This window comes from Nocardia sp. NPDC055321 (assembly GCF_053645575.1).
The window spans coordinates 241,695-267,137 of record NZ_JBSHMS010000009.1 but is presented as its reverse complement, the minus strand read 5'-3'; the positions used below and the strand labels follow the sequence as shown (position 1 = coordinate 267,137).

Annotated in this window: 22 protein-coding genes; 10 read left to right on the top strand and 12 right to left on the bottom strand. The window is 70.8% G+C overall.

What is annotated here, in order from left to right:
* Positions 1–95: 95 nt before the first annotated feature.
* The 3 genes from ACWIGI_RS17180 to gatC all read right to left on the bottom strand — a co-directional run bounded on the left by ACWIGI_RS17180 (position 96) and on the right by gatC (position 3,959).
* Positions 96–2,060, bottom strand: a complete 1,965-nt coding sequence (locus ACWIGI_RS17180; protein WP_454203361.1) for an ADP-ribosylglycohydrolase family protein — start codon at positions 2,058–2,060, stop codon at positions 96–98.
* 133 nt (positions 2,061–2,193) lie between these two features.
* A complete protein-coding gene (gatA, locus tag ACWIGI_RS17175; protein WP_454203360.1) occupies positions 2,194–3,663 on the bottom strand; it encodes an Asp-tRNA(Asn)/Glu-tRNA(Gln) amidotransferase subunit GatA in 1,470 nt (489 codons plus the stop codon).
* A complete protein-coding gene (gene gatC, locus ACWIGI_RS17170; protein ID WP_354985145.1) occupies positions 3,660–3,959 on the bottom strand; it encodes an Asp-tRNA(Asn)/Glu-tRNA(Gln) amidotransferase subunit GatC in 300 nt (99 codons plus the stop codon). Before gatC ends, gatA begins: the two co-directional genes overlap by 4 nt.
* A 243-nt stretch (positions 3,960–4,202) precedes the next feature.
* On the opposite strand from gatC, the gene ACWIGI_RS17165 reads away from it, so the two are divergent.
* The 3 genes from ACWIGI_RS17165 to ACWIGI_RS17155 all read left to right on the top strand — a co-directional run bounded on the left by ACWIGI_RS17165 (position 4,203) and on the right by ACWIGI_RS17155 (position 6,001).
* Positions 4,203–4,853: an ACT domain-containing protein gene (locus ACWIGI_RS17165; RefSeq protein WP_354985144.1), complete on the top strand. Its 651-nt coding sequence runs from the start codon at positions 4,203–4,205 to the stop codon at positions 4,851–4,853.
* Between the two features lie 201 nt (positions 4,854–5,054).
* Positions 5,055–5,483: a hypothetical protein gene (locus ACWIGI_RS17160; protein WP_454203359.1), complete on the top strand. Its 429-nt coding sequence runs from the start codon at positions 5,055–5,057 to the stop codon at positions 5,481–5,483.
* Positions 5,477–6,001: a hypothetical protein gene (locus ACWIGI_RS17155; protein ID WP_454203358.1), complete on the top strand. Its 525-nt coding sequence runs from the start codon at positions 5,477–5,479 to the stop codon at positions 5,999–6,001. The genes ACWIGI_RS17160 and ACWIGI_RS17155 overlap by 7 nt, the downstream gene beginning before the upstream one ends.
* Before the next feature lie 277 nt (positions 6,002–6,278).
* Here the strand turns inward: ACWIGI_RS17155 and ACWIGI_RS17150 are convergent, their stop codons facing one another.
* Together ACWIGI_RS17150 and ligA are read right to left on the bottom strand one after the other, a co-directional pair.
* Positions 6,279–6,809, bottom strand: coding sequence for a GNAT family N-acetyltransferase (locus ACWIGI_RS17150; protein ID WP_454203357.1), 531 nt, complete (start codon positions 6,807–6,809; stop codon positions 6,279–6,281).
* 204 nt (positions 6,810–7,013) lie between these two features.
* On the bottom strand, positions 7,014–9,092 hold the full coding sequence (ligA, locus tag ACWIGI_RS17145) for an NAD-dependent DNA ligase LigA (protein ID WP_454203356.1): 2,079 nt from the start codon (positions 9,090–9,092) through the stop codon (positions 7,014–7,016).
* A gap of 276 nt (positions 9,093–9,368) precedes the next feature.
* Here ligA and ACWIGI_RS17140 point away from each other — a divergent pair, with 276 nt between their 5' ends.
* From ACWIGI_RS17140 to ACWIGI_RS17130, 3 genes are all read left to right on the top strand, one after another.
* Complete coding sequence (locus ACWIGI_RS17140) at positions 9,369–10,331, top strand: endonuclease/exonuclease/phosphatase family protein (protein WP_454203355.1); 963 nt, start codon at positions 9,369–9,371, stop codon at positions 10,329–10,331.
* Between the two features lie 120 nt (positions 10,332–10,451).
* Positions 10,452–11,678: an AAA family ATPase gene (locus tag ACWIGI_RS17135; protein ID WP_454203354.1), complete on the top strand. Its 1,227-nt coding sequence runs from the start codon at positions 10,452–10,454 to the stop codon at positions 11,676–11,678.
* Between the two features lie 68 nt (positions 11,679–11,746).
* Complete coding sequence (locus tag ACWIGI_RS17130; RefSeq protein WP_454203353.1) at positions 11,747–12,268, top strand: hypothetical protein; 522 nt, start codon at positions 11,747–11,749, stop codon at positions 12,266–12,268.
* A 106-nt stretch (positions 12,269–12,374) separates the two neighbouring features.
* Here the strand turns inward: ACWIGI_RS17130 and ACWIGI_RS17125 are convergent, their stop codons facing one another.
* The 3 genes from ACWIGI_RS17125 to ACWIGI_RS17115 all read right to left on the bottom strand — a co-directional run bounded on the left by ACWIGI_RS17125 (position 12,375) and on the right by ACWIGI_RS17115 (position 16,144).
* Positions 12,375–13,439, bottom strand: a complete 1,065-nt coding sequence (locus ACWIGI_RS17125) for a methionine synthase (RefSeq protein WP_454203352.1) — start codon at positions 13,437–13,439, stop codon at positions 12,375–12,377.
* Between the two features lie 366 nt (positions 13,440–13,805).
* On the bottom strand, positions 13,806–14,924 hold the full coding sequence (gene mnmA, locus ACWIGI_RS17120) for a tRNA 2-thiouridine(34) synthase MnmA (RefSeq protein ID WP_454203351.1): 1,119 nt from the start codon (positions 14,922–14,924) through the stop codon (positions 13,806–13,808).
* Positions 14,924–16,144 (bottom strand): cysteine desulfurase family protein, encoded by a 1,221-nt coding sequence (locus ACWIGI_RS17115; protein ID WP_454203350.1) that lies wholly within the window; start codon positions 16,142–16,144, stop codon positions 14,924–14,926. The genes mnmA and ACWIGI_RS17115 overlap by 1 nt, the downstream gene beginning before the upstream one ends.
* Positions 16,145–16,424: 280 nt before the next feature.
* Between ACWIGI_RS17115 and ACWIGI_RS17110 the strand changes: the two genes are divergently transcribed.
* Positions 16,425–17,552, top strand: a complete 1,128-nt coding sequence (locus ACWIGI_RS17110) for a TerD family protein (protein ID WP_454203349.1) — start codon at positions 16,425–16,427, stop codon at positions 17,550–17,552.
* 108 nt (positions 17,553–17,660) lie between these two features.
* On the opposite strand, the gene ACWIGI_RS17105 is transcribed toward ACWIGI_RS17110, so the two are convergent.
* The gene (locus tag ACWIGI_RS17105) at positions 17,661–17,816 is read right to left on the bottom strand and encodes a hypothetical protein (protein ID WP_454203348.1); all 156 of its coding nucleotides are present in this window, start codon (positions 17,814–17,816) and stop codon (positions 17,661–17,663) included.
* A gap of 115 nt (positions 17,817–17,931) precedes the next feature.
* Between ACWIGI_RS17105 and ACWIGI_RS17100 the strand changes: the two genes are divergently transcribed.
* Together ACWIGI_RS17100 and ACWIGI_RS17095 are read left to right on the top strand one after the other, a co-directional pair.
* Positions 17,932–18,609 carry a response regulator transcription factor gene (locus tag ACWIGI_RS17100; RefSeq protein ID WP_454203347.1) on the top strand — a complete coding sequence of 226 codons (678 nt, stop codon included), beginning with the start codon at positions 17,932–17,934 and terminating at the stop codon, positions 18,607–18,609.
* A complete protein-coding gene (locus ACWIGI_RS17095) occupies positions 18,602–20,128 on the top strand; it encodes an ATP-binding protein (RefSeq protein ID WP_454203346.1) in 1,527 nt (508 codons plus the stop codon). The genes ACWIGI_RS17100 and ACWIGI_RS17095 overlap by 8 nt, the downstream gene beginning before the upstream one ends.
* A 260-nt stretch (positions 20,129–20,388) precedes the next feature.
* Here the strand turns inward: ACWIGI_RS17095 and ACWIGI_RS17090 are convergent, their stop codons facing one another.
* The gene (locus tag ACWIGI_RS17090) at positions 20,389–21,357 is read right to left on the bottom strand and encodes an SMP-30/gluconolactonase/LRE family protein (protein WP_454203345.1); all 969 of its coding nucleotides are present in this window, start codon (positions 21,355–21,357) and stop codon (positions 20,389–20,391) included.
* A gap of 54 nt (positions 21,358–21,411) precedes the next feature.
* Here ACWIGI_RS17090 and ACWIGI_RS17085 point away from each other — a divergent pair, with 54 nt between their 5' ends.
* On the top strand, positions 21,412–22,008 hold the full coding sequence (locus ACWIGI_RS17085; protein WP_454203344.1) for a TetR/AcrR family transcriptional regulator: 597 nt from the start codon (positions 21,412–21,414) through the stop codon (positions 22,006–22,008).
* Here the strand turns inward: ACWIGI_RS17085 and ACWIGI_RS17080 are convergent.
* Positions 21,998–24,469, bottom strand: coding sequence for an ABC transporter ATP-binding protein/permease (locus ACWIGI_RS17080; RefSeq protein WP_454203343.1), 2,472 nt, complete (start codon positions 24,467–24,469; stop codon positions 21,998–22,000). The two genes, ACWIGI_RS17085 and ACWIGI_RS17080, sit on opposite strands and share 11 nt — an antisense overlap.
* Positions 24,466–25,437 carry an ABC transporter permease gene (locus ACWIGI_RS17075; RefSeq protein WP_454203414.1) on the bottom strand — a complete coding sequence of 324 codons (972 nt, stop codon included), beginning with the start codon at positions 25,435–25,437 and terminating at the stop codon, positions 24,466–24,468. Before ACWIGI_RS17075 ends, ACWIGI_RS17080 begins: the two co-directional genes overlap by 4 nt.
* Between the last annotated feature and the right edge of the window lie 6 nt (positions 25,438–25,443).

Sequence of the window (25,443 nt, the reverse complement as noted above, 5' to 3'; positions counted from 1 at the left end):
CCACCGCCGATCACGATAACTGCGGCCCCGCCGCCGCGGTCACGGCGTAGCCGGGGCCGGTTCTGATCTCGGTCCCGAGAGCGCCAGCGCGAGCGTCAGTTCGGCTGGTCCGGCTGCGGCCCGAGTTCCCGGCACAAATCCGTCGAGAGGCGCTCGATCACCGCCGCCGCGTCCAGGCGACGCCGCCAGTGCTCGGGCACGGCGCGCGCGCCCAGACGTGCGCCGAGCAGCGCGCCGCAGATGGCGCCGATCGAGTCGCTGTCCCCGGAGTGGTTGACCGACAGCAGAACTCCGTTGCGGAAGATCTGTTCACCGGTCCCGCCGATGATCTCCGCGCACAGGGCCGCGCACACGGCGATGGCCAGCGCGTCGGGCCCGATGACGCCGTAGCCGAGCGATTCGAGCATGTCGGGGTCCGGCATGGGCCCGCCCCGGCGGGTGCTCGCGTCGGCCACGCGCAGGGCCGTGGCGAGGCCGTCGGCGGTTTCCTCGTGCCCTTCGTAGCGGGTCAGCTCGCTCGCGGCCAGTTCCACCGACATGCGCAGGTCCAGTCCGCAGGACAGGCCGAAGATGATCCCCGCGAAGGCCCCGGCGGGCAGCCAGCCGCTCGGATTGCCGTGCGTCAACGCCGCCGCGTCGCAGGCCGATTCGAAGGCGTAGCTCAGCGAATGTGTGAAGCCGAACGGCGCGGAGCGCACCACGGCCGCGCACCCCTTGGAGTCGTTGATCGGCCGCGCCCGGGTGCCCAGCGGTGAGCGCGGTTCCAGCCGCTGCGCCGCGGACTGCATGGCCGAGGTGGTGGCGTGGGTCGGCCCCCGGTAGGTCATCAGTTCCGGATACCTGGTCAGCGCGCTGCCGAGCGGATCGGGCTGTTCGGGCACCGGTACGCCCTGCCCGCGCAACCAGGACAGCAGCCCCATCTGCACCAGTCCGGACATCGTGACCCCGCTGCTGCCCGCGCGCTCGCGAATCGCGCCGCGAATCAGCGCCTCGACCGTGAACAGCGTCAGCTGCGTTTCGTCCGAGATGCGGCCCTTGTAGGAGTCCTTCTCCCCCGTCACCCCGCGAGACCCGTAGCGCCGCAGGATATCCGGCAGCGGCATCGATTCGACCGGCGCGCCGAGCGCGTCCCCGACCGCACCGCCGAGCAGGCAGCCGTGCACCACCTCGAAGGACGGCCGTTTGGAGCCCGCGGCCGCCGCCACCCGCGGCTCCTGCGGCGCGCTCAGCGCGCGCCCCACCGCTTCGGCGAACTCCACGCACGAGCGGTACCGATCCTGCGGATCCTTGGCCAGGGCCCGGCGCAGCACCGCGTCCACGGCCTGCGGCAGCTCCGGCCGGAAGGAACTCGCCGCCGGCGGCGGCTGCTGGATGTGCCCGATGACCACGGTCCCGATGTGCGCCGAGTCGAACGGCCCGCGTCCGGTCAGCATGCGAAACAGCGTGCAGGCCAGCGAGTACTGGTCCGAGCGCGGTCCCAGCTTGGCGTTGGTGAGCTGCTCGGGCGAGGCGAATGCCAGTGTGGCGTTGAGCATTCCGGTCTGGGTCAGCACCACCGGATCGTCCAGCACCCGGGCGATCCCGAAGTCGCTCAGCACCACGCGCTCGCCGAATCCGGTGCCCGCGCCCGCCGAGGCCGACAGCAGGATGTTGGCGGGCTTCACATCCCGGTGCAGCACCCCGCGCAGGTGCGCGTAGTCCAGCGCCGCACCGGTCTGGGTGATGATGTCGAGCGCGCGCTCCGGGGCCAGGGTGCGCGCGTCCAGGGCCATGCAGTCGGTGCCGTCGACGTACTGCATGGCGATCCACAGCTGTTCGTCCTCGACGCCGCGATCGTAGACGTTGACGATGTTGGGATGGTCGAGCAGCGCCACCACATCGGCCTCGCGTTCGAAGCGCGCGCGAGTGTCGGGGTTGCCGAACAGATTCCGGTGCAGCAGCTTCAGCGCGATGAGCTTGGGCAGGCGCGGATGCCGGGCCGAGTACACCGAACCCATTCCGCCGCGACCGACTTCGCGTTCGATCGAATAGCCCGCGAAGATCTCACCCGGCCGCAACATCCCCAATTTCCTCCACCGCTAGAACATGGTGGAGCCTACCGGGTCGGCAACGGACCGCACCCCTTTCGTGACACGCCCAGGACGCGAAACGAAAGAGGTGCGGTTACAGCGGTTGTGGCTCGGGCGCCCGGCCTCAGGCGATGGGGCCGCGCGCCAGCTCGTACGCCGCGCCGACCCGGTACAGCCGATCGTCGGCCAGCGCCGGTGCCATGATCTGCAGACCCACCGGCAGCCCGTCGTCGGCGCTCAGGCCCGACGGCACCGACATGCCGCAGTGCCCGGCCAGGTTGGTGGGCAGCGTGCACAGGTCCGAGAGGTACATGGCGAGCGGGTCGTTGACCTTCTCGCCCAGCTTCCACGGGGTGAACGGGCTGGTCGGGGACACGAGCACGTCGACGGTCTCGTACGCGCGGTCGAAGTCGCGCGCGATGAGGGTGCGGACCTTGAGCGCCTGACCGTAGTAGGCGTCGTAGTAGCCGGCCGACAGCGCGTAGGTGCCGATCATGATGCGGCGCTTGACCTCCGGGCCGAACCCGGCCTCGCGGCTGAGCGACATGACCTGGTCGGCGCTGTGCGTGCCGTCGTCACCGGCGCGCAGGCCGTACCGCATGGCGTCGAAGCGCGCCAGGTTGGACGACACCTCCGACGGCATGACCAGGTAGTAGGCGGCGAGCGCGTGCTCGAAGTTCGGGCAGGACACCTCGATGACCTCGGCCCCGAGATCCTTCAGCTGGGCCACGGCCGCGTCGAAGGACGCGATGACGCCGGGCTGGTAGCTGTCGGAGTGCAGTTCCTTGACGACGCCGACCTTCACGCCCGTCAGATCGCCGGTCATGCCCTGGCGGGCCGCCGCGACGACGGGCGCGACCGGGACGTTGCGCGAGGTGGAGTCGCGCGGGTCGTACCCGGCGATGACCTCGTGCAGCAGCGCGGTGTCCAGCACGGTGCGCCCGCAGGGCCCGCCCTGATCGAGCGAGGACGCGCACGCGACCAGGCCGTACCGCGAGACCGTGCCGTAGGTGGGCTTGGTGCCGACGGTCGCGGTGACCGCGGCGGGCTGGCGGATCGAGCCGCCGGTGTCGGTGCCGATGGCCAGCGGGGCCTGGTACGAGGCCAGGGCCGCGGCCGAGCCGCCGCCGGAGCCGCCCGGAATACGCGTGGTGTCCCACGGGTTTCGGGTCGGGCCGTACGCGGAGTTCTCGGTGGAGGAGCCCATGGCGAACTCGTCCATGTTGGTCTTGCCGAGGATCGGGATGCCCGCCGCGCGCAGCTTGGTGGTCAGGGTGGCGTCGTACGGGGAGACCCAGCCCTCGAGGATCTTCGATCCACAGGTGGTGGGCATGTCCGTGGTCGTGAAAACGTCCTTGAGCGCCAAGGGAACACCCGCCAGCGCGGAGGCCACCTCGCCGCCGGCGATGGCGCGGTCCACCTCGGCGGCGGCCAGCAGCGCCTGCTCACCGGCCACGTGCAGGAAGGCGTTGATCTCGCCGTCGACCTCGGCGATCCGGGCGATGTGCGCCTCGGTCACCTCGACCGAGGAGACCTCGCGCGCGTGGATCTTCTCGGCCAGCGCGGACGCGTCCAGCTTGGTCAGGTCGCTCATTCGCCCTCTCCCAGAATCTGCGGAACCAGGAAGCGCTGCTCCTCGACGGCCGGTGCGGCCGCCAGGGCCTGCTCCGGAGTCAGACTGGGCTGCACCACATCCGGGCGCGTCACATTGGTCGCCGGATTCGGGGACGCGGTGGCGGGGACATCAGCGGCGGCGACCTCGGAGATGGACGCCACGTGGGTCAGGATGACATCCAGCTGACCGGCGTACAGATCGAGTTCGTCATCGGTCAAGGCAAGCCTGGACAACCGGGCGAGGTGTGCGACCTCGTCCCTGGAGATGGCGGGCACCGCGGGACCCCTTTCGGCAGGTTCGGGCGAGAGATTCGGCCGAGGACAGCCTAGCGACTCGTGACTGGCCGTCGGCCACAGGCTGTCGGCATACTGGGATACGGTCGATAGGTAACCGATCCGAAAGTGACCCACATCACTCACCTCGCTTCGATTCGATAACCAGCGATGGAGGGTGTAAATATTGCGGGACTCGGGTACCCGTCCGAAAGTTTCGGTCGCACAGGAAAGAAAGGAAGGCACGTGTCCTATTTGCTTCGCGTGCAACTTCCGGATCGTCCAGGCAGTCTCGGCTCACTCGCCCTCGCACTGGGTTCCGTAGGCGCCGATATCCTCTCCCTGGATGTCGTCGAACGCGGTGACGGTTTCGCGATCGACGACATAGTGGTCGAGGTTCCGACGGGCGCCCTCCCGGACACACTGATCACCGCGGCCGAGTCGCTGCACGACGTTCAGGTGGATTCGCTACGCCCGTACTCGGGCATGCTCGACACCCACCGCGAGCTCGAGCTCATCGACCAGGTCGCCAACGCCCGGGACGACCGGCTGCAGGTGCTGGTCGACGGCGTGCCCCGGGTGCTGCGCGTGGGCTGGAGCACGATCATCGATATGGGCCCTTCGGGTGCGTTCCGGGTGGTGGGCAGCCAGAGCGCGCCGTCCACGCAGGCCGCCAACGTGCCCTGGATGCCGCTGGAGAAGCCCGCCGCGCTCGACGGTGAAGCGGACTGGGTGCCGCAGCTGTGGAGCGACATGGACACCAAGCTGGCGGCCGCGCCGCTGGGCAACACCGGCAAGGTGCTGCTGCTGGGCCGCCCGGGCGGGCCGGACTTCCGGCCCTCGGAAGTCGCGCGCCTGGGCTATCTCGCCGGGATAGTGGCTACCGTTCTGGGCTGAGTCGCCGCTTCCCCCTTCTCTTTTCGCGCGCCGGTGTGAGGTCATTCATACCGGCGCGTTTTGCTGTGCGCGACAGGTCTTTTCGCGCGGATGCCGGAAACGCCCAGCCGATTCTCAGGCTCTTCCTACTATCGGGCTACGTAGATTATCTACTATCTAGCTACGTAGAAGAGTCGACGATCGAGAGAGGCAACGACGCCCATGCAGCAGTACCGATCACCCTCGACACCCCGCGCCCGGCGATTCTCGCTGACCGTGGCGCACCTGATCGGCGCGGCCGCCGCCGCGACCATCACCGCGGGCGCGGCCGGCGCCGAATCCCTGTCCCGGGGCGATGTTTCCCCGGGCAACTCCGGCGCCGCCGCCAACCGGCAGGCGCCCGCCGGGTCCGGTCCCGGCGGGCGGGACACCACCGGCGCGCACGCCATCGACCCGTTCGGCTACGGGCACACCGACCCGGGCTCCCTGGCGCAGGGGCAGCATCAGGACGCGCTGCGCGACTATCACGCGCGGCAGCGGCCCGCCCCGCGCACGCCCGCCGACGGCAACGGCGCGGCCACCTGGACGCCCACCGGCAACGCGGACGGCACCGGCTGGGCCGTGTGCCGCCCGCAGGCGAGCTGGTGCTGATCGTGCGACGACTACTCGGACCCCTCGTCATCGGCGCATTGGCCACCGCCGCACTGCCTTTCACCGGCGCGACCGCGCAGGCCCGCGGCATCGCCCCCGAGCCCGCTCAGACCTGCCTGTGGGACGGCGCGGCCTACCGCTCCGGCGCGACGGTCGTCGCCGGCGGCGACGCCTACCGCTGCGGCAGCCAGGCCGGCGCGCCCTACTGGTTCCGCACGGCCGCTCCCGGAGCGTCGAGCACGGTCGCCAATCCCGGCGCGAGCGGCGCGCCGCAGGGCCGATTCAGCGCGGGCGCACGGCAACCCGGCACCAGCTACAACGACTACTGCGTGGGCTACCAACTGATCCCCGGCACCGACGACGTCTACCAGGTGGTGCGCCTGCCCGACGGGCGGATGCTCTGGAAGGCGGCCGCGCCGATCTCGCAGTGGGCCTTCGCCGCGAGCGGGCCGGATTCGGTGCGTCCCGCCGAGACCTGGCGCAGCACCAGCTCGTGCAACGACGGCAACATGGCCTGATCGGGCCCTACCGGACCAAGTGCGGCTCCGGTCGCGCCGCGCGGCCACCGGGCCGGATTCTGTACGGCCCACGGCGATCTGACCAGCACGAGTTCGTGCAACGACGGCAATGTGGCTCGAGACAGCACCGATTCGGCGGCAGTCGAGCGACCGGGGTCGATCACCCGAAGCGGTGTCTGCCGGCGCCGCGAATGCTATCGAGCCTGATCGACCTGCAGCTCCCGCGGATCGCCCTGTCAGGTCCGGCCTGATCGATCGGAGGCAGGGCCGTTTCGTGCTACGCGGGCGACGCGGCCTGATCGGGCCCGATCGCGAACCGCATGACGGTCAGTGGGAGGCCCGCCATGGTGAACCAATCCCGTTCCGGCACATGGGCGAACCCGATGCGGTCGTACATGCGCCGGGCATCGACCATGGCGGGCATGGTGGTCAGCACCACCGCATCGAAACCCTCGGCGCGGGCGATCTCGAAGACCGCGTCCACCAGCGCGGTCCCGACCCCGAGCCCGCGCGCGGCCTTGGCGACGGCGAGCATGCGGAACTCCAGCTCGCCGGGCCGGGCGATGTCGGCGAACGCGGTGCCGGGGCGGGCCACGGTGAGCGAGCCGACGATCTCGCCCTCGTGCACCGCGACCAGGATCTGCGCGGCCCGGGCACGCGCGGGCGTGTCGGCGAGCTCGGCGACGTACGCGCTGGCCGGGTTGATGAACCCCTCGCCCACGTAGGTGTCGACCGTGACCCGGCCGACCGCGTCGTACTCCCCGGCCCGCGCGTCGCGGATCTCGACGACGCCGTTCCGTGCACCCATGCTCACCACTCCGTCCACCTCACCGATTCCGAACGCCGACCCCGCCACCGACGAGCCTCGCACCCGATTCGACCACGAACGCCACCGGCGACAACGCGGCGGTGTCGGGAATCGATTCCCGCGCGGTGGAGGCACCGCGCGGGAATCGCGAGATGGGCTGGTGTCGCGCGACCGGCGCTACAGGACCGGTGGGCTACCGAGTGATCACGCGACGGCTTCGGGGCCGCCCTCGAGGAGGCGCTTGAACCCCTCCTCGTCGAGGATGGGCACGCCCAGCTCCTCGGCCTTGGCGGCCTTGGAGCCGGGGGCGTCGCCGATCACCACGAAGGCGGTCTTCTTCGACACCGAGCTCGCGGCCTTGCCGCCGCGGACCAGGATCGCCTCCTTGGCGCCGTCGCGGGTGAAGTCCACGAGCGAACCCGTGACCACGATCGACAGGCCCTCGAGGTTCCGGGTGATCGACTCGTCGCGCTCGTCCGCCATCCGCACGCCGGCGGCGCGCCACTTGTCGACGATGTCGAGGTGCCACGGCACGGTCAGCCACTCCTCGAGCGCGGTCGCGATGGTCGGGCCGACGCCGTCCACGGCGGCGAGTTCCTCGGCCGTGGCCTCCTGGATGCGCTCCATGCTGCCGAACGCCGACGCCAATGCCCGTGCGGCCGTTGGCCCTACGTGCCGGATCGACAGCGCCACCAGCACCCGCCACAGCGGGCGATCCTTCGCCGACTCCAGGTTCTGCAGCAGGCGTTTGCCGTTCTGCGACAGCGTGCCGCTGTTGTTGGTGAACAGCGAGGTGGTCAGCAGTTTGGCTGCGTCCAGATCGAACAGGTCGCCTTCGTCGCCGATCGCGCCGGACTTCAGCAGATCGACCGCGGCCTCGTAGCCGAGCGCCTCGATGTCGAACGCGCCGCGCCCGGCCACGTGGTAGACGCGCTCGCGCAACTGAGCGGGGCAGAACCGCTGGTTCGGACAGCGGATGTCGGCGTCGCCCTCCTTGGCCGGGGCCAGTTCGGTACCGCACTCCGGGCACAGGGTCGGCATCACGAACTCGCGTTCGTCCCCGGTGCGGGCGTCGACCACCGGGCCGAGCACCTCGGGGATCACGTCGCCGGCCTTGCGAATGGTGACGGTGTCGCCGATCAGCACGCCCTTGCGCTTGACCTCGGAAGCGTTGTGCAGGGTCGCCATCGAGACGGTGGAGCCCGCGACGGTGACCGGGGCCATGACCGCGAACGGCGTCACCCGCCCGGTGCGCCCGACGTTCACCTGGATGTCCAGGAGCCTGGTCGTCACCTCCTCGGGCGGGTACTTGTAGGCGATGGCCCAGCGCGGCGCGCGCGAGGTCGCGCCGAGCCGGCGCTGCAGCGCGAAATCGTCGACTTTGACGACCTGACCGTCGATTTCGTGCTCGATGTCGTGCCGGTGCACACCCCAGTAGGCGACGCGGTCCAGCACCGCCTGCACGCCTTGGACCCGCACCGTGTGCGCGGACACCGGCAGGCCCCAGGCCGCCAGCGCCCGGTACGCCTCGTGCTGGGAGGCCGCGGTGAAGCCGACCAGCCTGCCGAAGCCGTGGCAGATCATGCGCAGCCGGCGGCGCGCGGTGACCGCCGGATCCTTCTGCCGCAGCGACCCGGCGGCGGTGTTGCGCGGATTCGCGTACGGCGCTTTGCCTTCCGCGACGATCGAGGCGTTCAGGTTCGCGAAGTCCTCGAGCGTCATGTACGCCTCGCCGCGCACCTCGAGCAGTTCGGGGACGGGGAACTCGGCGGTGCCGGTCAGCGTGTGCGGGATGTCGTCGATGGTGCGGGCGTTGAGGGTGACGTCCTCACCGGTCGAGCCGTCGCCGCGGGTCGCGCCGCGCACCAGCCTGCCGTTCTCGTAGACGAGGTTGAGGGCGACGCCGTCGATCTTGACCTCGCACACGAAGTGCGTGTCCGCGCCGGTCTCGGTCTCCACGCGCGCCACCCAGGCGCGCATCTCCTCTTCGTTGAAGACGTTGTCGAGCGAGTACATGCGCTCGAGGTGATCGACCGGCGCGAACTCGGTGGTGAACCCGCCGCCGACGACCTGGGTCGGGGAATCCGGGGTGCGCAGATCCGGATGGGCGTCCTCGAGCGCGCTCAGCCGCTGGAACAGCTCATCGAACTGGCCGTCGGAGATGGTGGGTGCGTCCCGGACGTAGTACCGGAACTGGTGATCGCGCACCTGCTCGGCCAGTTGCTGCCACTGCACGCGCTCGTCGCCACTCGCCGGGGTGATCTCGATTTCCGATTCGCTCACAACCCCTACGATAGTCCAGGCCACCGACAGGTTCGTGCGACATTCCCGCACGTCGGGGCGCATTTTTCGAAGAATTTCGGAGCCCTGTTCGCGGGCGCCGGCGGGCCGTGCGGGCCCGGTGCCCGGGTCCGGATTCGGCTCTCGCGGGCGAGATTTCGCGGTCGCGCGGGAGGGATGTTCCGACCGCAGGCTCGAAGACAGCGGAACTCGCGGCTGGCCGGGCGGCCCGGTGTCGTGTTGGCTGTCGGCGTGGAGTCCGTGGGGTCGAAGACATCGGTGAAGTTCGCGAAATCCAAGGGTGTGCGCATCGCCGCCGAGGTGCTCGGGTGGGGCGCGGTGGCGGGCGGGGCGCTCGGAATCGGTTTGCACTTCAGCCGATCCGACGCCCAGCCGCTGGTGCTCGCGGCCTCGCTGGCGCCGTATCTGATGGGTTGCGCGCTGGTGGGCGCGGCGGTGTTCGGGATCGCGCGGCGCTGGGCCGGAACCGGGATCGCGGTCGCGGTGCTGGGTGTCGCCGTCGCGACACAGGTTCCGCTGTTCGCCGGCGATCCGGCGGGCGAGGGGCCCGAGATCACGGTCATGCAGGCGAATCTGCTGTTCGACGGCGCGGATCCGGGGGTGCTGGTCGAACAGGTCCGGAAGCGGAACGTCACGCTGCTGACCGTCAACGAACTCACCGCACCCGCGATCGCGGAGCTCGAGCGGGCGGGGCTGGATCGGCTGCTGCCGCACAAGTACGTCTCCCCCGCGAAAACCGCTGCCGGAACCGGGATCTGGAGCGCCTATCCGCTCTCCGACACCGTCGAGTACGACGGCTACATCCTGAATCAGCTCTCGGCGACCGCGACCCTGCCCGGGATCGGCCCGGTGACCGTGTTCGCCCTGCACCCCGTGCCGCCGGTCTACGGCACCGATGTCTGGGCCGACGAGCTGTCCCGGCTGCGCGCCATCCTCGACGCGGCGCCGGCCGACCGGCCCGTCATCGCGGGCGGCGATCTGAACGCCACCTACAACCACGCGCAGTATCGCGCAATGGTTTCCGGCCGCTACGCCGACGCCGCCGAACAGGCCGGAGCCGGCTACCTGCGCACGTATCCGACCGACAAGCCCTGGCCGCCGCTGGTCGGCATCGACCACATCCTGCTCTCCGGGGCGCGTGCGGCGGCGGTGGAAACCGTCGAGTTGCCGGGCGCGGATCACCGCGCGCTCGTGGCTCGAATCCATCTGGAGCCCCGTTAATCCGGTGTGTCGCGGACTCGCGCCGGTGTGTCGCGTTCACCGGGACGGTTGTCCGAAAGGTGAGAGTCGCATTTCGGGCCCGCTACCGGCAGGATGACCAGGGTGTTGCGCAGTTTTCAGGTGACGAACCACCGATCCCTCGCCGAGCCGCAGGAGCTGCGACTCACCCGCGGCAATGGCCCGGTTGCCGCCCCGGTCACCGCCGTATACGGTGCGGCCGCCACCGGCAAGACCGGGCTGGTCGACGCCCTGGACCGCATGCGTGACGCGGTACTGAACTCGGTCACCGGGTGGGACCCGTTCTCCGGGCCCGTCCGGACCCCGCATCTCGGATTCGCGGACCGCCCTTCGGAATTCGTGGCGCACTTCGTCGCCGAGGGGTGCCCGTATACCTACGGGTTCAAACTCGACAACGCCGATGTGAGCGCGGAATGGCTGCACTCGCATCCGCACAACCGCAAGCGCGTGGTCTTCGACCGGCACGGGGACGACATCCGCATCGGGCCCATGTTCGAGGCCGCCCGCTACGGGCTGGGCGCGGTGGTGCCGCTGGTGCGGCCGAATGCCCTGCTGCTCAGCCTGTCCGGGCAGCTGTACGCCGAACCGCTGGTCCCGGCCTACCGATGGTTCCAGTCGCTGCTGGAAGTGCAGGTGGGGCAACCGGATCCGAGCGACATCGCGCACCGGGTCGGCGCGCACATCTCGCGCTCCACCGAGCACGCCATGCGGTTGCTGACGCTGCTGCGCGGGGCCGATCTCGGCATCACCGATCTGCTGCTGCCCGAGGACGATCCCATGTACGCGGACTACCTGCGGGATCTGGACACCGATATCGCCGCGACCACCAAGGAGGTCGAGAACTGCACCATCTCGGCCAATTACGCCGAGGAGATGTTCCTCGAGCACGGCATCACCGTGACCCTGCTGCGGCGCGAGCTGGCCAACCTGTACGCCGCGCGCGACGCGCTGTACTCGCGCATGGTCGCGCGCCGCGGCGTGGGCCTCGGGCTGTCCCACGAGGGGATCGAGACGGCGTTCGACATCACCGACGAGTCCAGCGCGACGCTGTCGATGCTGCGGCTGCTGCCGCCGATGCTCGACGCCCTGGACGCGGGTGGTGTTCTCGCGGTCGACGACATCGACGCGCACCTGACCCCCGAGGTGGCGGACCGCCTGATCCAGCTGTTCCAGAATCCCGAGACGAACACCCAGGGCGCGCAACTGGTGTTCACAACCGCGAACCGCAGCCTGATCGATCGCGGGAACGGGCGGTCGCAGAGCAAGCGGACGACGGTGTGGCAGTTGCGCCGCGGGGAGTTCGGAATCACGGACCTCACTCCGCAGTGAGGTAGAAGAAGCCCGCGGCTGCGGGGCGGGGTCCGGAAACGGACATCGAGGGGCCTAGCATGGGGTTCATGCTGGAGCTTGCGTTCGTCGTGTTGCTCGTTGGTGTGCTCGTCGCGTCGCTCATGTACTACCGGCGGGCGGCGCGGGATGGCGCGCCGCTGGGGGCGAACGCCGAATCGGGGACGCTGTACGTCCACGGGGTCAGTCCGCATCCGCAGGTGACCGGGGAGCAGTACGTCACGCTCACCGGGACCATCTCGGGACCGTCGGTGGTCGCGCACGAGGTGTACGGGCGATTCGCGTGGGATACCGCGCAGTGGCCGTCGATCGGCGACCAGATCGCGGTCGTGTACCCGGCGGGGAAGCCGGACAGCTGGTCCATCGCGCATCCGGGGGCGCGGCCGTACTTCGGGTCCAAGCAGTCGCGGGAGCAGCAGGGGCAGGGGCAGGGGCAGCAGGGCTTCCCGCAGCACGAGCAGCTGAACCAGGACCCGTTCGGCAAGCCCGGCCAGGACCCGCTCGGCAAACCCGATCAGCCGGGCCAGGACCCGTTCCGCAAGCCCGACCAGCCGGGCGACCAGCGGTACTGAGGCCCGACCAGCGGGGTGCGGCTCGCCGGCGCTGCCGAACCGGCGTCCAGCCGACGGCGGCACGCCGACGACTACGTTCAGGGTGCCGGTAATCCTGTGCGGTCGATCAGCGAGTCGGTACCGGGTCGGTGAAGTCGAGGGACTCGGGCTCGTCGGCGTAGACCGCGGCCGTCTCGGTCGCCAGGGTCAGGGCCTTGCGGGCCCACTCCAGCGACGCACCGGCGAGGCCGCAGGCGGGTGAGACCAGGACCTGGTCGGCGAGCAGGCGGCGGGGGAAGCCGAGGCGATCCATCAGGCGCACACCGGGTTCGGCGACATCACGCCAGGTGATGGGGACCTCGGGCGGGGTGGTCGGGACCAGGCCGAGCACCAGATGCCTGCCGTCGTCGAGCAATTCGCCGACGCGGTCGAGGTCGGAAACGCCGATCGCGGCCATGTCGAAGGCGACGCCGGCGGCGGCGGTCTTGCGCAGGAAGCCGAGCGCCGGGGTGGACGAACAGCTGTGCAGCAGAACCGGTCCGGGCTGGGCGGTGATGACCGTGTCGAGGATGTGCAGCGCCTCCGGTTCGGGGACGGCGCGCACGGTGTTCAGGACGCTGACCCCGCGCAGGGTGCCGTCCAGCACCCGGCTCAGCAGCGGTTCGTCCAGCTGGAGCAGAACTTTCGCGCCGAGCCGCTTCTCGACCTCGGCGACGTGGCGCGCGAGCCCCTCGGTGAGCGACTCCGAAAGGTCGCGCACCGCACCGGAATCGGTGAGCACCCGGTGCCCGTGCGGCAGCTCCACCTCCGCTGCCAGCGTGAGCGGACCGGTGACCTGGAGTTTGACCGTTCGCCCGGCGCCCGCGAGACCCGCTGTCTCCCAGGCTTCTTCGAGCCGGTCCAGATCCTCGCGCAGCAGATCGTGCGCGCGTCGCGCCACCGCGCCCGGCCGGACCGCGAGCTTGTACCCGCGCGTGGTGCCGTCGAAGCGCATGTCCACCAGCAGCGGCGACACCCGGCCGATCATGTCGGCCCCGACGCCCCGGGCGGGCAGCTCCACCAGATGCGGCAGGCCGCCGAGTTCCCCGACCACGGTCGCGGCGGACTCGCGCGCGTCGACGCCGGGCCAGGAGCCCATGCCGGTCGCGATGCCGCCGCGCAGCACCGAAACCCCGTCGTCGACGTCACTCATCCGCGCCACCACCGTTCACTCGGTCGTACCCGATATTTCGCAGCCGCCCGGTGACGACTACGCGAACCTTCGCACAGGCCCGCATCCGTGCGACGGACCGGGCACGCTATTTCGGAGAACAGCCGCCGGACCCGTACTCACAGCGCTCCCGTTCCGCCTGTTCGCGCCGCGCGGCCGCGGTCCATTGTGCTCAGGACATGAATCCCGGCCAAATGCGCGGCCGGAGAGACCCCGGGGAGGACGAATTCCGTGCCAATTGAGCGCGGGCATGGTCCCGGGCGGCGAACATGTCCGTTCACACGCGGTACGGGCGCGGTCACCAAGCCGGCTTACTCGCGACGACCCCGCGGTCGACCCGACTCCCGGCTACGCCTTGTCGGAGACCAATTCCCCAGCGTACGAATGCCGTTCGCGATCGGTGCCGGAGATCGTCCCGCTGCCGAGCACCTCGTCGCCGTCGGTGTCCGGGCGGTAGAGGACCACGGCCTGACCGCGGGCCACGCCGGTGAGGGGCTCGCGCAGGCGGACCACCAGGCCGTCGCCGTCGGGTTCGGCCACCGCGGGGGCGGTGCCGCCGTGGGCGCGGACCTGGGCCACGCACTCGACCGGGCCGTCCGGGGTCTCGCCGGAGGTCCAGATCGCGCGGTCGGCCAGCACGGTCCAGACCTCGAGGTCCTGCGCCGAGCCGACGGTCACGACGCCGGAGTCGGGATCGATGTCGGTGACATAGCGCGGCTTGCCGTCGGCGGCCGGGCCGGGCAGACCCAGGCCCTTGCGCTGGCCGATGGTGAACTCGTGCACGCCCTTGTGCTCGCCGAGCTTGGTGCCGTCGGCGTCGAGCACCGCGCCGGGGCGGATGCCGATCTTCGCGCCCAGGAACGCCTGGGTGTCGCCCGAGGGAATGAAGCAGATGTCGTGACTGTCCGGCTTGTTCGCGACCGCGAGCCCGCGCTCGGCGGCCTCCTCGCGAATCGCCGGCTTCGGGGTGTCGCCGACCGGGAACATCGCGCGCGAGAGCTGATCCGCGGTGAGCACCGCGAGCACGTACGACTGATCCTTGTCCGCGTCGACCGCGCGGCGCAGCACGCCGTCCTCGAGCCGCGCGTAGTGCCCGGTCACCACGGCGTCGAAGCCGAGGGCGACCGCGCGATCGGCCAGCGCCGAGAACTTGATCTTCTCGTTGCAGCGCAGGCACGGGTTCGGGGTCTCCCCGGCGGCGTACGCGGCGACGAAGTCGTCGATGACGTCTTCCTTGAAGCGGTCGGCGAAATCCCAGACGTAGAACGGAATTCCGAGCACGTCGGCGGCCCGGCGGGCGTCACCGGCGTCCTCCTTGGAGCAGCAACCGCGCGATCCGGTGCGCAGCGTGCCCGGCGAGGCGGACAGCGCCAGGTGCACGCCCACCACCTCGTGTCCGGCGTCCACGGCGCGGGCGGCCGCGACCGCGGAATCCACACCACCACTCATCGCGGCAAGTACTCGCATCAGAAGCCTCCTTTCGCCCCGGCCATGCCGGCCGCCTTCGCCCTTTCGACGACCTGCGGCAGCGCGGCCAGCGCGGCGTCGATATCGGCGTCGGTCGAGTTGTGTCCCAAGGTGAATCGCAGCGACCCGCGCGCCAGCCGCGGTTCCACACCCATGGCGAGCAGCACATGGCTGGGTCCGGCGACACCGGCGTTGCAGGCCGATCCGGTCGAGCATTCGATCCCGGCGGCGTCCAGCAGCATGAGCAGCGAATCGCCCTCGCAGCCGGGGAACGTGAAGTGGGCGTTGCCCGGCAGGCGTCGCTCGCCGGTCGCGCCGTTGAGGATGGCGTCGGGCACCAGGGCCCGTACGCCGTCGATGAGCCGATCCCGCAGCCGCTCCAATTCGACCGTGCGAACGGTCATTCCGGCGACGGTCTCGCTGACGGCCGCCGCGAGCCCCACCGCCGCGGGCACGTCGGAGGTGCCCGAGCGCACGTCGCGTTCGTGCCCGCCGCCGTGCAGCAGCGGCACCGCGGTGACCTGACGGCCCAGCAGCAGCACGCCGACCCCGTGCGGCCCGCCGACCTTGTGGCCGGCGAAACTCGCGGCGGCCAAACCACTGCGGCCGAAGTCGATGGGGAGCTGCGCCGCCGCCTGGACCGCGTCGCTGTGCATGGGCACGTCGAATTCCTGTGCCACGGCGGCCAAGTCGAGGATCGGCTGAATCGTGCCGACCTCGTTGTTGGCCCACATGATGCTCACCAGCGCCACCTCGTCGGCGTGCGCGGCGAGCGCTTCGCGCAGCACGCGCGGGGTGATGATGCCGTCGGCGTCGGCCTCGAGCCAGGTGACGCTCGCACCCTCGTGCGCCTCGAGCCATTCCACGGTGTCGATCACCGCGTGATGCTCGACCGAACTCGCCAGGATCCGGGTGCGCCGGGAATCGGCGTCCCGCCGGGCCCAGTAGATCCCCTTGACCGCGAGGTTGTCGCTCTCGGTCCCGCCGGACGTGAAGATCACTTCCGAGGGCCGGGCGCCGAGCCCCGCCGCGATGGATTCGCGCGCTTCCTCGAGCAGCCGCCGCGCCGCGCGTCCCGACCCGTGCAGTGACGAGGCGTTACCGCCCGACCCGAGCACAGCGGTCATCGCCTCGACGGCGACCGGGAACATGGGAGTAGTGGCCGCGTGATCGAGGTAGACCGTCTGGGCACCGATGGACCCCGGGAAAGCCGACTTCATGACTGATAAAGGATAGCCGCCGCCGTCTCGCCGATATTCCCGCCGTACCCGCCGGCACCACAACCCCACCCCGATACCTCCGCCACGTCGACCCGCACAGCAGCAAGACAACCACAATCGGGGCTTGCGCCGCCCGTCCGGCCGGGTCCGCGCGGGCGGTCGGCGCCTCCGGTCGCGTCCGGGCGGAATCCGCTCGCGACGGGGGCGGGAGCGGTGAACTGTCGTTACGGTGGGCTGCGTACCGAATACCGACCCGGGCAGGTTCCCGGGCTCCGAAAGGGTGACCGAGTTGATCGAGGATCGGCGGCCTGTCCCGGCCGGAACCACCCGTGTGCTGCTCGCGGCGCGCACGCACGCGCCCGCGCATCTGGGTGCGTTCCTGCTCGCACCTTCCGGCACACGGCACGACGACACCGACTTCGTCTTCGGCGCGAAACGCGAGGCCCCGGGTGTGCGCTCGCTCGACCCGGAACCGGGCGTGTTCTCCGCGCTCGCGCTGGATCTCGAGCGGATTCCCGCCGATGTCTCCACGGTGCGGGTGGTGCTGGGCCTGGACAATCCCCACGGGACGTTCGACGCCGAGACCGCGACCATCGAGGTCGGTGACGATCGCGGCACGATCGGCCACAGCTACAAGCTCTCCGACCTCGGCGACGTCAGCGCACTGATCGCGGTCGACATCGAACGCGTGGACCACCGGTGGCAGGTCGTCGATCGCGGTCGCGGCCACGCCGGCGGCTTCATCGGGCTGATGGCGCAGCACCACGTCTTCCTCGAAGGCTCGTCGGTGCGCGTGCAGCCGCCGAGCGAGGCCGTCATCGACATCACGCATCCGCTCGCGCTCGACCCCGGTCAGACCATTCGGCTGCGCACCGGCACCGGCGAGAGTCTCGATCACGTCCAGATGAGCGTCGGATGGGATCCGTCGGCGCCGCTCGAGGTCACCACCCCGGCATCCGAGCACATCGATCTCGATTCCGCGGCACTGCTTTTCGACCACAGCCACCATCTGCTCGATGTCGTGTATTTCGCCCAGCTCATGTCCAAGGACGGCTCGGTCCGGCATCTGGGCGACGATCTGACCGGGCACGGCACCGGCGAGGGCGAGATCATCACCGCCGATCTCGCGCGCATCCACGGTCAGGTCGCGACGGTCGTGCTGATCGTAACCTCGTACGGCGGGCACACTTTCGACACGATCGGCAACGCGCACTGCCGCCTCTCGGACAGCGTTCGCGGTGTCGAACTCGCGCATTTCGATCTCGCGGGCGGCGGCCCGCACACCGGGCTCGTGCTGGGAAAGCTCTACCGCACCCGGTCCGGCTGGAAACTGCAGGCCATCGGCGACCCGATCGTGGCCACCCACCCCGGCGAAGCGCTCCCCCAGCTCACGAAGTACCTGGCCTGAACCCCGGCGGCTCGGGCGCGGCACGCTGAGCGGTAGTGCCCGCCCGCGCGCGGCGGGGGCGATGGTTCCGCACCCGCCGTCGCGCCCGGGCATCGGTAAGCGGCGAGATCAATCCTCGCTGGTCGTGGTCAGACCGGTGGTGCCGTGCAGGCTCAGGGCGGTAACGGTGAGCACGGTCCCGCCTATCACCAGGAAACCGACTATCGCGGCTACGACGAGCGGGGAACGCAGACGAGCGATGGTGCGGCGGACGATCGATGTCATGACGGCCTCCTCGGGACGTGGACTCGTTCGCCGCCCACCTTGACAGCCCGGGGCCGACACGAGGGGCGATGACACCTGAAGGGTTCTTCAGGAAGGATCTGCCAGGCTTGAGGCCATGCGCCTGCTGATCGTGGAGGACGAGAAGCGGTTGGCCGACGTGCTGGCCAAAGGACTGACCGCGGAGGGGCTGGCGGCGGAAGTCGCCTACGACGGCATCGACGGACTACACAGAGCGCGCGCCGGGGACTACGACCTGATCATCCTGGACATCATGTTGCCGGGCATGAACGGCTACCGCGTGTGCTCGGCGCTGCGCACCGCGGGCATTCCCACCCCGGTGCTGATGCTGACCGCCAAGGACGGGGAGTACGACGAGGCCGAGGGCCTGGACACCGGCGCGGACGACTATCTGCGCAAGCCGTTCTCGTACGTGGTGCTGCTGGCCCGGGTCCGGGCGCTGCTGCGCCGGGGCGGGCGCGAACGCGCCACCGTGCTGCAGGTCGGGGATCTGGTCGTCGATCCGAACACGCACGGTTGCCGGCGCGGTATCCAGGAACTGCCGTTGACGGTGAAGGAGTTCGCGGTCCTGGAGTACCTGGCGGCGCGGGCAGGGCAGGTGGTCTCCAAAAACGAGATCCTGGACCATGTTTGGCACAACGAGTACGACGGCGACGCCAATATCGTCGAGGTCTACATCAGCGCGCTGCGGCGCAAGATCGACGCGCCGTTCCAGTGCCGGTCGATCACCACCGTGCGCGGGGCCGGCTATCGGCTGACATCGGGTCATGACTGAACCGCGCTGGTTCGGCTCGGTTCGCGCGCGCACCACCTCGGTGGCGACCATGGTGGTCGCGGCCGCCATGATCGTGGCCGGTGCGGCGGTGCTGCTGGTGTTGCGGCACAACCTGGTCGACAGCGCGAGCCTGCACGCGGAGATGACCGCCCGGGAGGTCGCCGCCCAGATCACCACGGGGGCAGCACTGTCCGAGCTGAAGCTGCCCGACCCGAATGATCAACCGGTACAGGTGGTCTCGGCCGACGGAACGGTGCTCGCGGCCGACGAGGAACTGCTGGGGCTCCCGCCCTTCGCGAGTTTCGCGCCCGCGATTGCGGTCGAGGACGCGAACGCGGACGACCTGTGGGAGGACGGCGAACTCGAACCCGGCGCGATGACGGGGGCGAGCTTCCGGGACATGAAACTGCCCGTGGCCGAGGAGGATACGGGCAGCTACGACTTCCGGGTGGCGGCCATCGCGGTCACCGGACCGGACGGGCGGGCGGTGACGATCTACTCGGCCGCGTCCCTCGCCACCGCGGACGAGGCGGTGCTCGAGGTCCGCGACGCCATGCTCATCGGGCTGCTGCCGTTGCTCGCCCTGGTGGCCACGGTGACCTGGTCGGTGACGCGCCGCGCGCTGCGGCCGGTGGAGTCGATCCGGGCCGAGCTCGCCGAGATCATGGGCGGGGACCTGTCGCGGCGCGTGCCCGAACCCTCGTCCCGGGACGAGATCGCCCGGCTGGCGGTCACCACCAACGCGACCCTGGCGGCGCTGGAGGAATCCGCGCGGCAGCAGCGGCAGTTCATCGCCGACGCCGCGCACGAGTTGCGCAGTCCCATAGCCAGTTTGCGCACGCACCTCGAGATCTCCCAGGCGCATCCGAACCTGCTGGATCTGGATGGTCTGCTCGCCGACACCGTGCGGCTCGGGCAACTCGCCACCGATCTGCTGCTACTGGCCCGGCTCGATGCCGGTGAGCAGCCCCGGCCCGACCGGGTGGACGTGATCGCGCTGGCGCACGAGACACTGCTGCGCCGCATCGCCGATCCCTACCCGATCTGCGTCGATCTGCCGAGCGCGCCCGCGATCGTGCTGGGCAGCCGGATCCAGCTCGGGCGAGTCCTGGACAACCTGCTCGACAACGCGCAGCGGCATGCCGCGAGCGCCGTCCACGTCACGGTCCGCACCGGGCACACCGTCGAGGTGGTCGTGGCCGACGACGGGCCGGGCGTGCCCGAGGCCGACCGCAGGCGCATCTTCGAACGGTTCGTGCGCCTGGACAACGCCCGCAGCCGCGATCACGGCGGGACCGGGCTCGGGCTGGCGATCGCGGGGGACGTCATCGCCCGGCACGGCGGGTCGATCGAGGTGAGTGAATCCGAGTGCGGGGGTGCGCGATTCGTCGCCCGGTTCCCGGCGGCCGATGCGGCTGACGCGCCGCGCCAGCGGATGTCGCGACCGGGCAGGTCGGGAGCTGAGCAGCCCGGGCTGCCGAGACAACGCGGGAAATCCGGTGCGGGGCTGCGCAGCTAACACGTAGGCGGGCGGCCACCTGGTCCGCATGCATGAGGTTGCGGGCCTGAGTTCGGCGGGCACGCAATCGGCTGCTGCACGATCGACGGGCGGCGGGCCTTGGTGGATACCGCCGACCGCGACGCCGTCATCACCGGGCGCACGGGAGCTGACGGGGCGCTTTGCGGGCTGACGCGTATCGAGCCGGAACGCGGCTGTCCCGGGGATCGGTGTGCTCGCCGCCGACCGGGACACAGGAGCTGACGGGTTCGCGTCGTGGGCTACCGCGTGTCGAGGCGGACCAGATCCCCTGACTCGGTGGCCAGGACCAACTGGTGCGGGTCGGACGGGTCGGACGCGAGAGCGGTTGCGGGCTGCCCGGATACGACCGTGCAGGTCGTACCGGTGCGGGGATCGAGGCGGACGACCTGGCCGACCGTCGTCGCCACGTAGAGGGAATCGTCCACGGCGAGTAGATCATCGGGGAGGGCGGTGCCGGCGAACAGGAGATCGGCGGCGACCTCGGGGCGGTCCGGGGCGTGCAGGGGGATGCGCAGGACACGGGCGGTCGGGCTGGAGGTGACGGTGACGTACAGGTCCGAGCCCCGGATCGCGGCGCCGTTGAGCGTCATGCCGTTGACGTTCTTGGCGAGGTCGAAGTTCTTGGGGGCGAGCGCGTTCCAGGCGGCGTCGAACCCGCCGCCCGGGAGCAGGCGCAGCACGCCGAGCCTGCTGTCCGCGACGTACAGGTTGCCGTCGGCGTCGAAATCGAGGCCGTTCGGCATCCCGAGCCCGGTCGCGTACGGCTGCGCCACGGGCGATTCCGCGCCGGGGTCGAAGCGCACGACGGTCCCGTTCAGGGTGGGGGTGAGCAGATTCCACGGCAGTACGCCCGAGGCCACGTACATCCAGCCGTCCGGTCCGAGCCGCACCGCGCCGGGCGCGGGCACCGCGACGGTCGCGGTCAGCCGACCGGCGGCGTCGTACCGCTGCACCTCCCCGCGCAGAATCCGTGCGACCCAGAGGTTCCCGGCCGCGTCGTAGCCGAGGTTCTCCGCCCAGTCCAGCACCGGGACGCTCGCGCGCTGCACGCCGATCTCCACGGCCGGGGCGCAGCGCGGCGCGTCGGTCACCTCCGTGGCGCCGGGGACGGCGGACGCCGTGCCGGTCGTGATAGCGGCCAGCGCCAGCACCGCCGCGATCGGCAGTCCACCCCTGGTTCGGTTGCCGCGCATAGTCGATCGGCGCACGCGCCCACCCCTTCTCATTTACGATACGATCCGTAAATTAAGTAGCATGACGGGGTGCCAGGTCAAGACCCCCTCGATCCGCCCGCGCGTGGCCGCCCCCGCCGGCCCGATATCGATCACGACATCGTGCGGGCGACCCTGAACATCCTGGCCGCCCAGGGCTACTCCGCCCTCTCGCTGGAGGCCGTCGCGAAAGCCGCGGGCGTCACCCGCCCGACGATCTACCGGCGCTGGCCCGGAAAAGCCGCCCTCGTGGCCCACGCCCTCTCCGCAGGTCTTCCGCCACTGCCGACCCCAGACACCGGCGACCCCCTCGCCGACCTGAAGTCGGTGGCCACCGACTTCATCACCGCATTCACCGAAAGCCCCTACGCCCCCATCGCTTTCGTCCTGCACGCCGAGGCCCGCCACGATCCCGACCTGGCATCACAACTGTTCGCCTCCTATCTGGAGCCCCGAGCCCTGGCCGTCCACACCCTGATAGAACGCGCCCAACGCGCCGGCGCGCTCCGCCCCGACCTCTCCCCCGACCTGGTCCGCGACCTGCTCTTCGGCCCCCTGGTCTACCGCTGGCTGGTCGCCGGCCAACCCATGGATCGCCCCGCCGCCCAAGAGCTCGTGGAACTCGCCTGCCGCGCCCTCACTCCGTAACTCGTCCCAGCACGAGCACCTGGTCGGCGAGGCGGTCGACCACTTCGGTTTGATGGCTGATCAGGATGAGCGCCGTTCCGGCGCGGCGCAATTCGTCCAGGAGGTCCACGACGCGCGCACGCGTGCGGGGGTCCAGGGACGCGGTGATCTCGTCGCAGATGAGGACCCGGGGCTCGGCCGCGAGAGCGCGCGCGATCGCGGCGCGTTGCTGTTGACCGCCGGAGAGGTGGGCGGGACGGCGATCCACCAGCGGCGGGGCGAGGTCGACCTCGGCGAGGTAGCCGAGGGTGCGGGTGCGGGCGGCGTGGGCGGTGCTGCCGTGCAGCAGGCGGGACGGGCGGTCGATCTGGGCGCCTATGCGATAGGAGGGGTTGAGCGAGGTGGCCGGGTTCTGGAAGACCAGCTGGATCGCGCGCCGCTGCTCGCGGGTGCGCTGATCGACGCCGGCCGGCAGGATCGCACCGCCCACCTCGATCTCGCCCCGCACCGGCACGTGCAGACCCGCCAACGCCCGTGCCAGCGTGGTCTTTCCGGCCCCCGACCTCCCGGTGACAGCGAGACACTCCCCCGCCCCCACCACGAACGACACCCCCTCGACGACCGGAGCGCCCCGCCCCCGGTGCGCAACGGTCAGGTCCCGCACGCTCAGCACCGGCGCGCCCGCCGACTCCGAGGCACGCCGTTGTGTCGACTTCACCAGCCGCCCGGCATCCACCGGTGATCCTCTCCCGGAGGACGGTTCGACGACCGACTCCCGCCCGGGTCTCGGCGAAAGGTGCTGACCGACTGCGGCATTCGGACCCATCGGCGACGGTCCCGCGATCCCTTGCGCCGGTTCACCCAACCCGCCCAACGACGCCGTCACCGCTCGCTCCGCGTCCGGCTCCTGCGCAGGCGAGCACGTAGGCAGAACCGACTCGACGGGCAGGTTCGGTTCGTCGGGCACGAGGTTGTCGGGGGCTGTCGGCGCGGACCCCGGAACCCGGGCCGGGGTCAGGGAAGCGACCCGCCCGGCGTCGAGTTCCAGCACCTGATCCACGAGCGGCGCAACGGATTCCAGGTCGTGGGTGATCACCAGCAGGGTGATCGCGGTGGTGCGCCGGACCCGGGTCAGGGTCTCCAGCAGCAGGCCGCGGGCGTGGGCGTCCAGGCCGGTGGTCGGTTCGTCCAGGACCAGGAGCGCCGGACTGCCGAGCAGGGCCTGGGCGAGCAGGACGCGTTGCTGCTGACCGCCGGAGAGCTGGTGCGGGTAGCGGCGGGCGAAGGCGCGATCGTCGGGCAGGCCGACACCGCGCAGCGCCTCGGCGATCGCGGCGTGGTCCGCGGAAGCACCGTGCAGTCCTGCCATTTCGCGCAGGGCCGCGCCGATCCGCAGGGCCGGATCGAGTCCGGTGGCCGGATCCTGGGGCACATAGCCGACCGAGCGGCGGCCCGGCCGTCGATCCAGGCCGACCGTGCCCGAGGCCGTCATCCCGGCGGGTAGCGCGCCGAGAGCGGCCAGGGCGAAGGTCGTCTTGCCCGCGCCGGAGGGACCGATCACCGCCAGGCCAGCTCCCGCGGGCACCTCCAGCGAGATGTCCTCCAGCACAGGCGTTCCGCTCGCGTCGCGAACGGTGAGCCCGGACACCGACAGGCCCGTGCCGGTGGGCGCGTCGACCGGCCTCGGCGGCACGCTCGGCGGCGCGACGGCGTCGTTGGCCCGGTCCGTCACCATGTTGACCGAGACCACCAGCACCATGATCGCGAGCGCCGGGGCGAGCACCGACCACGGCTGCATCGAGAACCCGGGCCGATTCTCGGTGATCATCAGCGCCCAGTCCGAGGACGGCGGCCGCATGCCCAAGCCGAGGAAGCCGCTCACCGCGACCAGCGAAATGGTCGCCGACATGCGCACACCCGCGTCGGCGAACAACACCGCGCGGAGATTGGGCAGCACCTCGACCACGGCGAGCCGCCACAGCGGTTCGCCCCGGGCGCGCGCGGACTCCACGTATCCCGACGGCGCGAGTTCCAGCACCCGCGTGCGCACGATCCGGATGATCCACGGCACCGACGCCAGCGCCGCGGTCAGCGCGATCGCGATCGGCCCCGCGCCCACGGCCGTGGCGATCACGGCGATCAGCAGGAACCACGGGAGCACGATGATCGCGTCGGTGGGCCGGATGATCCAGCGATCCCAGCCTCGGCGCAACCCCGCGAGCAGCCCGAGTCCGACACCGAGCGCGTAGGCCACCGCGAGCGCCGGCAGCGCGATGGCGAGCAACGGCAGCCCGCCGTGCAGGACGCGCGAGAACACGTCGCGACCGACCACGTCGGTCCCGAAAAGATGCTCCGCCGACGGCGATTGGAACGGCCGCCCGGCCGACACGGTCGGGGAGTGCGGCGCGAGCACGGGCCCCAGCACGACGAGCAGCAGCATCGCCGCCAGCACCGGCAGCCACAGCGAACGAGATCGCTTCATACCCGCTCCCCCAGCACCGCGTGCCGCGCCCGCGGGCTCACCAGCAACGTGCACAGATCCGCCAGCAGATACACCACGATCCCGACCGCCGCCAGCAGCACCGCCGCCGATTGCACGAACGGGAAGTCGCGAGCCTCGATGGCGCGCAACAACTCCTGCGAGAGCCCGGGAAACGCGAAGAGCGTCTCCACCACCGCGACACCGCCGATCAACCCGACCACCGACCCCGCCAGCGGATGCAGGGAGGCCGACAGCGCGTTGGGCGCCACGTGCCGCAGCATGAGCCGCAACCCGCCGACTCCGTTGAGCCGCAACGTCTGTACGTACGGGCTCGCCATGACCTCGGTGGTCTGCGCGCGCACCATCCGCACCGGATGCGGCAGCAGCCCCAGCAGCAGGCAGGTCACCGGCAGCACCAGAATCTCCGGCCGGCTCCACACGCTCGCCCCGGTCGGCACCAGCGACACCGCGGGCAACAGCCGCAACGAGAGCGACACCGTGGCCACCAGCAGCACGCCGAACACGAAGGAGGGCATGGATTCCACCGCCAGCGACCCGACACTGATCACCCGATCGGTGCGGGTACCCGGGCGCGCACCCGCCAGCAGGCCGAGCCCGAGCGCGATCGGAATCAGCAGGGCCGCGGTCAGCGCCGCGAGCGCCACGCTGTTGCCGACCCGGCCCAGCAGCACCTCGGCCACCGGTCGGCCGGAGATCAGCGACTCGCCGAAATCGCCGCGCACGAACCCGGCGACCCACTCGGCGAACCGCACCGGCGCGGGCCGGTCCAGTCCCATGTGCGCACGCAGGGCGGCCAAGCGCTCCGGGGTGGGATCACCGCCGCCCGTGCGCGAGGCGACGACCGTCGCCGCGTCCGAGTCCAGCGTCTCGAACAACCCGAAGACCAGCAGCGCCACGACGAACAGCACGACGATCCCGCCGCCGGCCCGCCGGGCGGCATAGCCCATCACGAC

Excerpts from the sequence above, each read along its gene's own strand:
- ACWIGI_RS17095 (WP_454203346.1), top strand. The coding sequence starts at position 18,602 with ATGACTGAACCGCGCTGGTTCGGCTCGGTTCGCGCGCGCACCACCTCG.
- gatA (WP_454203360.1), bottom strand. The coding sequence starts at position 3,663 with ATGAGCGACCTGACCAAGCTGGACGCGTCCGCGCTGGCCGAGAAGATC.
- ACWIGI_RS17130 (WP_454203353.1), top strand. The coding sequence starts at position 11,747 with ATGCTGGAGCTTGCGTTCGTCGTGTTGCTCGTTGGTGTGCTCGTCGCG.
- ACWIGI_RS17160 (WP_454203359.1), top strand. The coding sequence starts at position 5,055 with ATGCAGCAGTACCGATCACCCTCGACACCCCGCGCCCGGCGATTCTCG.
- mnmA (WP_454203351.1), bottom strand. The coding sequence starts at position 14,924 with ATGCGAGTACTTGCCGCGATGAGTGGTGGTGTGGATTCCGCGGTCGCG.
- ACWIGI_RS17115 (WP_454203350.1), bottom strand. The coding sequence starts at position 16,144 with ATGAAGTCGGCTTTCCCGGGGTCCATCGGTGCCCAGACGGTCTACCTC.
- ACWIGI_RS17100 (WP_454203347.1), top strand. The coding sequence starts at position 17,932 with ATGCGCCTGCTGATCGTGGAGGACGAGAAGCGGTTGGCCGACGTGCTG.
- ACWIGI_RS17080 (WP_454203343.1), bottom strand. The coding sequence starts at position 24,469 with ATGAAGCGATCTCGTTCGCTGTGGCTGCCGGTGCTGGCGGCGATGCTG.
- ACWIGI_RS17105 (WP_454203348.1), bottom strand. The coding sequence starts at position 17,816 with ATGACATCGATCGTCCGCCGCACCATCGCTCGTCTGCGTTCCCCGCTC.
- ACWIGI_RS17125 (WP_454203352.1), bottom strand. The coding sequence starts at position 13,439 with ATGAGTGACGTCGACGACGGGGTTTCGGTGCTGCGCGGCGGCATCGCG.
- ACWIGI_RS17180 (WP_454203361.1), bottom strand. The coding sequence starts at position 2,060 with ATGTTGCGGCCGGGTGAGATCTTCGCGGGCTATTCGATCGAACGCGAA.
- ACWIGI_RS17075 (WP_454203414.1), bottom strand. The coding sequence starts at position 25,437 with ATGGGCTATGCCGCCCGGCGGGCCGGCGGCGGGATCGTCGTGCTGTTC.
- ACWIGI_RS17150 (WP_454203357.1), bottom strand. The coding sequence starts at position 6,809 with ATGGGTGCACGGAACGGCGTCGTCGAGATCCGCGACGCGCGGGCCGGG.